Annotated in this window: 6 protein-coding genes; 3 read left to right on the top strand and 3 right to left on the bottom strand. The window is 46.8% G+C overall.

All coding sequences use genetic code 11. The features are described from left to right. Positions 1-153: 153 nt before the first annotated feature. Both ACYVAA_RS20935 and ACYVAA_RS20930 read left to right on the top strand, forming a co-directional pair. A complete protein-coding gene (locus ACYVAA_RS20935; protein ID WP_460545578.1) occupies positions 154-639 on the top strand; it encodes a MauE/DoxX family redox-associated membrane protein in 486 nt (161 codons plus the stop codon). A gap of 182 nt (positions 640-821) precedes the next feature. Further along, entirely contained in the window at positions 822-1,106 is a 285-nt protein-coding gene (locus tag ACYVAA_RS20930) for a hypothetical protein (RefSeq protein ID WP_460545576.1), read from the top strand. A 63-nt stretch (positions 1,107-1,169) separates the two neighbouring features. On the opposite strand, the gene ACYVAA_RS20925 is transcribed toward ACYVAA_RS20930, so the two are convergent. The 3 genes from ACYVAA_RS20925 to ACYVAA_RS20915 form a co-directional block, all read right to left on the bottom strand. Continuing rightward, positions 1,170-2,522, bottom strand: coding sequence for a RagB/SusD family nutrient uptake outer membrane protein (locus ACYVAA_RS20925; RefSeq protein WP_460545573.1), 1,353 nt, complete (start codon positions 2,520-2,522; stop codon positions 1,170-1,172). A gap of 884 nt (positions 2,523-3,406) precedes the next feature. Beyond that, positions 3,407-6,601, bottom strand: coding sequence for a SusC/RagA family TonB-linked outer membrane protein (locus ACYVAA_RS20920; RefSeq protein WP_460545571.1), 3,195 nt, complete (start codon positions 6,599-6,601; stop codon positions 3,407-3,409). A gap of 369 nt (positions 6,602-6,970) precedes the next feature. Then, positions 6,971-8,563 carry a TlpA family protein disulfide reductase gene (locus tag ACYVAA_RS20915; RefSeq protein ID WP_460545568.1) on the bottom strand — a complete coding sequence of 531 codons (1,593 nt, stop codon included), beginning with the start codon at positions 8,561-8,563 and terminating at the stop codon, positions 6,971-6,973. Positions 8,564-9,722: 1,159 nt separating this feature from the next. Between ACYVAA_RS20915 and ACYVAA_RS20910 the strand changes: the two genes are divergently transcribed. Next, the gene (locus ACYVAA_RS20910; RefSeq protein WP_460545566.1) at positions 9,723-9,983 is read left to right on the top strand and encodes a helix-turn-helix domain-containing protein; all 261 of its coding nucleotides are present in this window, start codon (positions 9,723-9,725) and stop codon (positions 9,981-9,983) included. The last annotated feature ends 233 nt before the right edge of the window (positions 9,984-10,216 follow it).

The raw sequence follows: 10,216 nt of genomic DNA, 5'->3' as shown, positions 1-10,216 counted from the left end.
TATCAAGTTATGGGCTTATATGGATTAGACTTGTAACTGTCTGCTATCATATGATTGTTTTTTGTTATCAAGTCCAAATAAATATTTGAATTGTTTAATTAAATGTCTTAGCCTGAATAAATTAGAAAAACTAAAAGGAGATGAAATCCCGACATGATGACCCAAATAAAAATCAATATAAGGGAGGTAGCGGCTTACCTCTTAGCATTCCTTTTTGCCTATACCGCGGTCAGCAAATGGTACGATTGGAAGGCTACCAAGTGGTCGTTGTACAATCAGGTATTCCCTGAGTGGCTGAGTGTCCTTATTCTCTATTCCCTGTCGCCTATCGAACTGGCGCTTGCCTGGTTCCTTACCGGCAAGAGAACAAGGCGCCCGGCCCTTTGGATCAGCCTGGGACTGTTATTGGTCTTTACCACATACATAGGGTTGGTCTTGCTGGGCATATTTGATCGAGTCCCCTGTAGCTGTGGGGGAGTACTCAGTAGCCTGGACTGGGAGGAACACCTGATGTTCAACCTGGTATTTATAGTGATCAACGTAATAGGGATATTATTCGGCCAGACTTGCAAGGAAAGAAGGGAAGAGCCTTTATTCAATAAGGTAAACGGTGACAGAAAATGCGCAGGGTCTGATTAACCAGTTAACCAATTCAACCATCTAACGATTCAGCACCAAAAAATTAATACAGCCAGTGAAAGTACAAGGTGCTTGCCTGGCACCGGTAGGGGATAAAACCGAACGCTCCTCTCAAAAGATTGTTAAGCCAACAAAATGATCAAAGCGTCCGGAATCATTAGTGAATATTAAAATATAAAAGTATGAAACTTTCCATTAACAACCTCCTACGGGGAGGTATTTTCGCAGTAGCCATGGTAGCCGCCTTTGCTTTTACTAAGCCAAAGCAAATGTCATCTGAATTTGGACTGTCCAATGGGGTTTGGTACGATGTTACCAATATTAATCCCGGATCGACTACTTATACCTGTGATTCGGAACCTGATGTGGAATGTCTGTTTGACGCGCCACACGGTTCCGGCTCTCCCATCAGCCCTGATGAGGATAGGGAATTCGTAAAAAGAGGGGAACTGCCAGAAGCAGAATAAGCCATGGATAGAACGGTAAACGGTAATGGGCCGGGAGTTTATTTCTCGACCCATTTTTTATGCTTATAGTTGCCCTTCCAATTCAAGTTCCATTTCCGGTATTTTAATAATGGTTCGTAGATCATCGGGAGTTATGGAATATTCCTGACCGTTGATGGTTCTGCTGGCCTGGTGCTGTCCTTGTCCATCCCTGCCCATTCTTTTGAAATCCTCCCAACTTCTGCCCCTGAAGACCAATTCCTTTTTTCTTTCCTGCCAGATCAATTGCAGGGCCTCTTGGGGATCGTCCGTTTCCAATGGAATGTATTCGCCTGCTTTGATCCGGTTTTCCATAAGTCGGTTGAGTACCTCCAATCCTTCTTCCAGTCTATCTCTCCGGATCAATGACTCGGCCCCAATCAGGTAGGCCTCTGAAAGGGAGATCCCTGTGAAGAGGTTATACCCACCGGTATAGGAACCGTAGAACAATTGTCTTCCGTCCTGATTGGTCTGAAAGAACAGCGCTTTCCGTAAATCATTGTCGGCATAAGAGGCGTACAATGCTTCCGGGATAAGGGTGCTGGAGGAGGCAGTGATATCTATTTTTCCATCGGTTTTGGCATAATACAAGGTCTCCTGGTTGAACAGCTCAAAAGGATATTCTTTATTGCTGTCCAGTTGGTTATAGTCCAATAGATCAGGGCCGTTATCAATTACTTCCATGGCCATGTTTGCCGATTGTTCAAAATCCCCGGCAACTAGATAAATCTGCGCCAATAAGGCTTGGGCAGCAGTTTTGTTGGCGTAAATGGGGTTGGGGACTTGTGCTGGCAATAATTGAACAGCCATTTCCAGGTCATTGATGATTTGATCATAAACTTGATCCACACCGGCCCAGGCTGCTTTTTGGGTTATGTCGGAGACAAGTTTTAAGGGAATTTGATAAGATCCATTATTCAATTTTGAACCTGGTATCGGTAGATGGATCATAGCAATTTTGGAGTAGGCATAAGCTCTTAAAAATAGTGCAAGGCCTCGCAGTTCATTGATTTTTTCAATTTCACCTTCAATTCCTTCTTCCAATAGATCAAGGCTAAGGTTGGCGTAGAATACCTGAGTGTAGGAATATTGGTAGTCTACTGACCCTTCAAGTGGGCCGAAAATATTGTCCTGCCATAGGTAAGCTTGCTGTTGCCAAGGGTTTAAACCTTCCCACTGAGCAGTGGTGGTTTCATAATCCGGTCCTAAGACAAAGGTAATGAGGGGATTTATATTGAACCTAGAATAATTTGTTAACAGTGCTTCTATGTCCTGGGCAGTCTTGGGTACCACAATATCTTTACTGGGCTTCTCATCGAGAAACTCCTGACAGGAGCTCAACAAATGTACAATGCTGATGATCATAATAGTAAGAATGGGTTTGAGTGGATATTTCATGTTGATAGTATTTAGTATTGAGTATAGTATTGTCTTACTTTTTCCCATCACCGGAAAAAGTAACAAAAAGGTCTAGGCCCGTGGAGCTGACTTCCCTTTGGGTCATTTTCCAATGCGATATTAATTTCGTCTATCCCAAAAGGATTTTGTTCCGGTGCCTCCAGGCTAAAAAGAAGTGGATCTATCCGAGGGCTAGCTAACTTCTTTTTTAAACGCCCTCTGGCACCATCACAAAACCATCAGCTCCAAGGGCCGATTTTGAGATTATTGTTCTAATATTTCGGTCTTTCTTCTTTACTCTTTATTCTTTCATCTCCTATGGTACCTCAAAACAGGTATATAATCCATCTTGATACTTTTAACATAGTACTCAGTACTAAAAAGAGTCCCGGTTTCCCGTCTGGAAACATTTCCCGCTGGTTTTGATGATGTGTAATTTACATATGAAGAATGTGCGCGGTAAGGGACTCTGTTTAGAAGTTAGACATAAGATACTAGACAAAAGACCTGTTTACTTTAGCGAGGTCGTCCTCGCAGTGCCGTGCTGTCTTTCTGCTTTACTCTTTGTTCTTTCATCTTCTTACTTGATACTTTGATAAAACAAGCTCCGCCCACCACCTTATTAAATAACCTATGTTTGAAATTGATTTTTGTTTAACATGAATTGAATCGGTGGACGAAGCTGTTTTCTTTAGTGTCTAGTATTGAGCCTGCCTGGCCTCAGACAGGTATAGAGAATATTTTGCGAATACGAGGTTGTACTTTTTATATCCGGAAAATGCGGCCCCTGAGCTTTGGCCCCTGAGCCTGAGGTCCCTGAACCCGTCGAAGGGCCGAAGGGTAGAAGCATTGATGAACCCTAGAAAGCGCAATGCCCACAACCATCAGAAATCGACCCTCAACCCCACAGCCAAACTCCTCAGGGGCTTGCTGGATCTGTAATCCGGATCCAGGGGATCGTCACTGGCTTTCCAGATCATGCCCACATTATTGGCGTAGGTATAAATCTCCACATGTTGAAAGGGCAGGGCAGGTACTTGATCCTTGTTCAGGGAATAGCCCAAACGGACGTCCTGTAACCTGATATGGTCGCCTTTTTCCACCAAAGCCCCGGAGTTCATATAGAAATCATGGCGGTAAAAGTCCGCCGATCCGGGCAATGAAGGTACCTGTGTAAAGGCTTCATCACCGGGCTCCTGCCATCGCTTATCAAAATCCCCATGGCCGATTTCCCCCCTTAACAAAGTGAAATAATCAATGCTCCTGCGTTTGTAGAAGTAGCCAAGCCTGTAGGAGATATTGACCGAGAGGTTAAGGTTCTTCCAGCGGAAGTCGTTTCGCATTGCCCCAAAATGGGTAGGTCTGGAAGGACCATGATATTGAAGGTTGTCAATGGTCGCTGCCCGCTGGATATCACGATATTCGGTGCTGGGCTCTCCATCCAAGTACCCCATGGGATCTCCCGTGTCGGGGTCCAGTCCAGCCCATTGGTAGGTGTAAATCCCAAAAAGTGGACGACCGCTCATGGGATAGGCTCCGCCCCCCAGTGCACTGCCCAACAGGTTGTTTACCGTAGGCGTATTTTCATAATCCACCACCTTTTCCCTTACCCAGCTGTGCATCCAAGCTGCCTGCCATCCGAAGGCCCGATCGATGAGCTTGGCCCGAAATTCCAGGTCCATGCCCCTGGTAAGTGTCTCGGAAAAATTTCCCATGTATTCATCCATCCCGTTGGAGGAAGCAATAGTGGCCTCTCCCAAAAGGTCTGAACCTTTCTTTATATAATATTCCAATGTTCCTGAGAATCTCCCGTTTTTGTTTTCCAGGTCCATGGCCAGGTTGGTGATGCTGATCTTCTCCCACCTTAGGCCGGGGTTGGGTGGGTTGAGGATCAGTGCCGCCCTGGCCCCGGGGACTTCATCGTAAGAGGCAAAGGTGTAATATCGGGCAGTGACCATGGAGGAAAGGCTCTTGTTCACATTGCCGTTATGCCCATAGGTGGCCCGAAATTTTAAGTACGGAATGCTCCATGATTGGGCAAACTCCTCCTCGCTGATGGTCCAGGCGGTTCCCAGCGACCATAGGGGGACTCCCTTTTGGTTGGTGTCCACCCCGAAGATATTGGACTGGTCTTTTCGGGCACTGAGTGTCAAATGGTAGCGGTGGCGATAATGGTAACCCAGATTGGCATAATAGGATACGAAACGGTCGATGGTCCCACTATGATCAATGCCGGCATTGATCGCGCCCCTTCTTCCGGGATTGTAATAATATGGCCATGAGGTCAAATGGTCCACAGGCTGGCCGGTGCCGAGTTCATCATCGTAACCGTAGAAATAATTGCCCGAACCCATGCCTTCCAGTGACTTGGTTTCAAAGCCGCCAATCCCGTTCAGGAAATGGTTTCCCTGCCAGCTGTTCTGATAGTCCAATTGCCCCCTGACCGTATGGGAGTAGCTGTTCTGCCTACTTTCATAGAGGATATCGCCCATGGGCAAAGGGTAGGAGAGCAGCCCCTCTGCATCCCTTTGGGTATGGCGGTTGATCAGATCACGGGTATAAAAGGACTCCAAAGGATCGATGTTCCTGGTCAGGCCACTATTGTTCCAATACTGATAGCTGGCCTTGGCGGAAAAACCATGGCCCAGCTTATATTCCAGTCCCAGATTGGCCCGCCAGTCCAAGCTATTGGTGCGGTAATCTTTTAGTCCGATCTCGTCCAGCGGAACGTAATTCCAGTCCAACAGTCCCTCATCGGCCACCGATGCAATGTAACGGGTGCTTAGGTTGCCTGTAATGGCTACCGGGTTTCCGTTTTCATCGGTCAGGGATTCATAGGCGTAGCCCTGGGGCAACTGGGTGCCCTGGAAGCTGGCGGATTTGCTGAGGTAAATTCCTGCGGAAGCTTTCAGGCGGTCATGCAGGAGTTTCCAGTTTTGCTTCCCGTTCAGGGTCCACCGTTCACTGTAATTGGGAGCCACCGAAGTATTGTTGCGGTCATACCCTAGGGATACCGCATAGTTGTTGTTTTGTCCCCCGCCCCGGATGCCCAAACTGTACTGCTGGTTGAGAGCGGGTGTATAATAATGCTTTTCCAGTTCCCCTCGGAAATCCGTATTGCGGAAGCGGTCTATTTGGGCATCGGCTTCTACTTGGCTGATCTGCCCCTCGCGGAGAGCGATCAGGGTTTCCACCATAGGAGAGAGCTTGGTGCGGTTGGAACTGTTTTCCCTGCTACGGTAAAAACCGTTTTCAAACAACTGCTGTTCAATGTCCAGAAAATCCCCTATGTTCATCTGGGGTTCATAAAAGGGATCGGGGGCTGAGGTAAGCGTCACATTGCTGTTCAGGCTGACCTGAGGGGCCATGCCCTGCTTACCGCTTTTCGTGGTGACCACAATCACCCCGTTGCCTGCACGGGCACCCCAGATGGAAGCGGCTGCGGCATCTTTGAGCACGGAGATATTTTCCACATCATTGGGGTTGATGTTTTCCAAGGGGCCATCATAAGGAAAGCCGTCCAGGATGATCAGTGGGGCCGTATTGGAAAAAAGCGTACTTCTGCCCCGGATGCTGATGGGATCAGCGGCCGCATTGGTGCCCCGGTTAAAGACCAGGCCGGGAGTGACATCTTCCAGACGGTCGAGCAGGTTGGTGCTTACACGGCGGTTGACCAGTTCCTGATTGAGTAGAACGAATGAACCGGTGGCCCTTTCTTTAGGAATCTCCTGATAACCTGTGGATACCACTTCCACACCTTCCAAGTCGATGCCTTCGCTGCTCAGCCGGATTTCCAAAGGGGAGGCCAGTGGAACTGTGATGCTTTCCACATAGGTGGCCATGCCCAGGTAGGAAACCTCCAAGCTAATCTTGCCTGCCTCTAAGGTGATGCTGAACCATCCGTTTTCATCACTGACGGTTCTTTTTTCGCCGTCCATGGTACTGATCACCGCTCCGGGGATAGGACTGCCGTCCTCCTGGGAGTAGACAGTACCCCTGATTTCATGCTCTGCTGCTTCCTGTCCCCAGGCGACATGTCCAAGGAGCAGAAAGAGGATCAATAGTAAATAGTTTCTCATGACTGTTAGGTTTTGGTTGAAAGTGAAGTAGTGAACTCATTTGTTGTTTATCCGTCATTGCGAATGGAGACCAATTTGGTTGCTGAGCTTGTCGAAGCACTAAATGGTCGAAATGAAGCAATCCCGTTTATTGAATATGAGACTGCCACATCCTCCTTTCGTCGGATTCGCAGTGACGGATTTCAAAGTATTCGTTATACACTGGGTTATTCCTTTGTTGTCCCTTCACCCCGCATAGCTATCGGGATGAGGGACGACTTAAGTTGAGCCTTAGGCTCAATTTTAATCGTGCCGTCCACCGCAGCGGATTGGCACAACCAAGCATAGAAAGATCTATATTGATATATTTGGGTTTAGTCTGTATAGGATTTATTCTGAAAAGGCCTTTTCCTTACCACTCATTTTAGCTTCCTCAATGGCCTCGATCAGCTTATCCGGATCATTACCGGACAAAGCCTGACGGTAGATGCGGTAACCTGGACTGAGGAGCATCTTATAAGGAAAACTCGTGATCTTATAGTCCTCAAAGACAGGAGAGGGTCGGTTCGCATAAAAGTTATTCCCCTCAGGATCACAGAAGATCCCCGAATCCACCGAGCCCAGCCAACGGTCCATTTTACGGTCGCCATTCACCGTGAGGAATACCACCTCTGGGTCGTCTTCGTAATGGGCCATGACTTCTTTCAGGCTGTGCTGGTAAAAGTCCTTGCAGAACTTACAGCCATCGATCCAGAAGTAAAGGAAGACGGTCTTGTCCCTGAACTGCTCCAGCTTTACCTCATGTCCTTGCTTGTCCAATACGGTGATGGGCAGGAGGGGAGCCCCCTGGCTGTGCAGGGCCAGTAGCTCGCTGAACTTTTCCCTGATCCAGGGAGTGCCGATTATCTCAAGCCCTCTCCGCAGTACAGGGTCTGGATTTTCCATCTGCTTAATGTACTCAAAGACATAATAGGCATACAGCCGGTCACAAAGTGGGGCAGGGGCCTGGTCCAACTGGGCCAGTAGGCCGCTTCCTTCCGCCTTGGCCTTAAGCTTGGCAAATTCCATCTGCGTTTTTACCAGCAGGGGAGCCTTGGCCTGGCTTTCCGGAGAAAGGGATATCCCGTCAATTATTTCAGACACCTTCTCCAATAAGTCCTTACTAAGGGCATCATCCCTGTAGGCATCGGACAGGAAACTGACCGGCCGTTCCAAGAGCCTGCCCATCACCTCGCCACGTAGGATATCCAGAAATTCCTGCTCCACCTTTCCTTCATACAGGTTGATGATCTCAAAGGCCGGATGGGCAGAAAGGGGAGATTGCAACAGGTCTTCCACATACTGGAGCATGGCTTCCCCGGGTGTAAAGAAATCCATGACCAAATGGATATCCGATTCCCGCTTTTCAGCTAGTCTATAAAGGGAATCCATGGGCGCATGAGAAAGTGTTCTTTCCTTATTATTCGTGACCATGATGGGAGCCTGATTAAAATCTGATTGTTCCAGGCTGTTCCGTACCAACTGTTGCACTTCATAATAGGGGGCTGCGGGACCACCAAAGAAGGTCTGTCCGGTCAGCCTATCAAAGCGGATACGCACTCGATCCCTGGCGCGGACCAGAAAGCGGTCGATCAGCTTGATGCTTTTGTCCCGCACCGAAATCCACTGGTAGGCAGCAGGATCATCGATCCTGAACTCAAAGACCTGTGCCCCATGGGCCCCTTCCACAAAGTTGCCGGTTTCCAAGGGTACCATATGATGCTCCTCCTGTGGGATATGGATGTGGCGGTTAAAGAATTCCTCCCATATGATGATCCGCAGGCTATCGATGGACTGATAGCCCTTGATCTCCCCATACACCACCACGGGAGCCGGAGCATTTTCCGGCCCTTCCGTGGCAGGAGGTGAAGCAACTTGGGAATAGGTTTCGCTTCCAAAAAGGCATAGCAATGCCAGGAAGCATGTAAACGTTGTTTTTTTCATGCTTTATATGCGGTTGTGTAGAATGCTTCGACAAGCTCAGCAACCAAAGGAATGCTTGGTCTAGGGTCTTTTTAGATGCTAGATACTAGACGCTAGACATAAGACTGGAGCACGGAGACGACAACATCCTCGAATCCGTCATTGCGAGTAAGAGGCCATTGAGCTTGTCGAAATGTCCTCTTATGTGGCAATCCCGCCTTCCGAAGCCGCTAAAACCCTCACCCCTCCCTCTCCCTTTAAGGAGAGGGCGAACATTTTGTCTTCCGATAGATGTTTAGTGATGTTCTTTACACTCTTCCATCTATTCAGGGAGGGCTTTTCGATTTCGTTATCGAGATCTCAATACCTGTATGACGCCAGGCAGGCTGACGACTCAATACTAGCTACTCCAATAGCTTTCTACATGTATAAGAAATTGATTAAACCCCAGTGCTAATAAAGCCCCAGGCCAGGCTGCCCTACCAGACGCGAGGGGCGTCCCCCGAGCGAATGCAGCTTCCGAATTTTGTAGTCTTGAGTAGCTAGTCATGAGTAATGAGCTCGTTTGATCTAGCTACAGCTTTTCGTAAAAATGGATACCGATTTTAGGTTTGATAGTGTTTTAGGAAATTCGGTATCGGTATTTAGTTTGAATTGAGTAACAAGTATTCTTGTCGCTTCCTTTAACAAAAGCTAAATACTCACGACTAATATTATATTGGATTCTTCGGTTTACAGCGGAAGACCAGGTCGAAGATGGTGATACCTGACTGGTGAGGGACAAAAACTGATGATTTCTGTTCCTTACTGATCGGTTTACCCATCCGTGGGGCAAACGCTGAAAAATGCTTAGTTTTCTGTTCCATCGCTTTAAAGTTTATATGGAACGTCTCAAGGTAAAAAACAAGGCGCAGGCCCTCTTTCTTGCCTAAACTGAGGTACGGCCAAGCACCCTAGAAATGAGCAAGCGAGAGCCCACGCCAAAGGCATGGGCATTTTCACTTATTGTCTCATTTCTATTAGAAAATTGGCCGTTTTCAGTTTAGAGACGTAAGTGCGATGCCTCGTGATATCTTAAACAAAGTATCGCAAAACTAATAAATTCCTTCAAACAGAAGGTATAATACTTAGTTATTACTAAGCGTAAAACTAGAAAAGATTCTAGTATTTGCAAAACATAATGGCAAAAAAGTCAAAATTTGAAATAGCGGTGATTGATAAAATTAGAGAAGTCCGTAAGGAAAAAGGGATCTCTCAAAGAGATATTGCTGCTTTTTTGGGTAAGACTGAGGGATTTATTGGACAAATAGAAAGTACTAATTCAGATAGTAAATATAATCTTAACCATATAAATAGATTAGCTTTTGAAATGAATTGCTCCCCAAAAGACTTAATGCCTGATGATGCTTTTTGGGAAGATTTACCTGATAAAAAGAAATAATTACTACGGAACTGATATACTCAAACCTTCCTTGGTGGAAGCTATAATTTTTTTTGTATTGCCTTAATAGTCCAATAACAAGGCTACCATTAAACTGAACCCGGATTTTATTAAAGGTAATCGTTGGTAAGAAATCAAAAATCTCATTTAATAATGACCAAATTCCAAATAAATGAACCAAGCTTAGAATCTCAATGGAGAGCTTTAATTCTGTTTGGGAAGAATTCAGCGAC

The organism is Echinicola sediminis (assembly GCF_054777495.1).
This window is presented reverse-complemented; position numbering and strand designations above follow the sequence as displayed.

Excerpts from the sequence above, each read along its gene's own strand:
- ACYVAA_RS20935 (WP_460545578.1), top strand. The coding sequence starts at position 154 with ATGATGACCCAAATAAAAATCAATATAAGGGAGGTAGCGGCTTACCTC.
- ACYVAA_RS20930 (WP_460545576.1), top strand. The coding sequence starts at position 822 with ATGAAACTTTCCATTAACAACCTCCTACGGGGAGGTATTTTCGCAGTA.
- ACYVAA_RS20925 (WP_460545573.1), bottom strand. The coding sequence starts at position 2,522 with ATGAAATATCCACTCAAACCCATTCTTACTATTATGATCATCAGCATT.
- ACYVAA_RS20920 (WP_460545571.1), bottom strand. The coding sequence starts at position 6,601 with ATGAGAAACTATTTACTATTGATCCTCTTTCTGCTCCTTGGACATGTC.
- ACYVAA_RS20915 (WP_460545568.1), bottom strand. The coding sequence starts at position 8,563 with ATGAAAAAAACAACGTTTACATGCTTCCTGGCATTGCTATGCCTTTTT.
- ACYVAA_RS20910 (WP_460545566.1), top strand. The coding sequence starts at position 9,723 with ATGGCAAAAAAGTCAAAATTTGAAATAGCGGTGATTGATAAAATTAGA.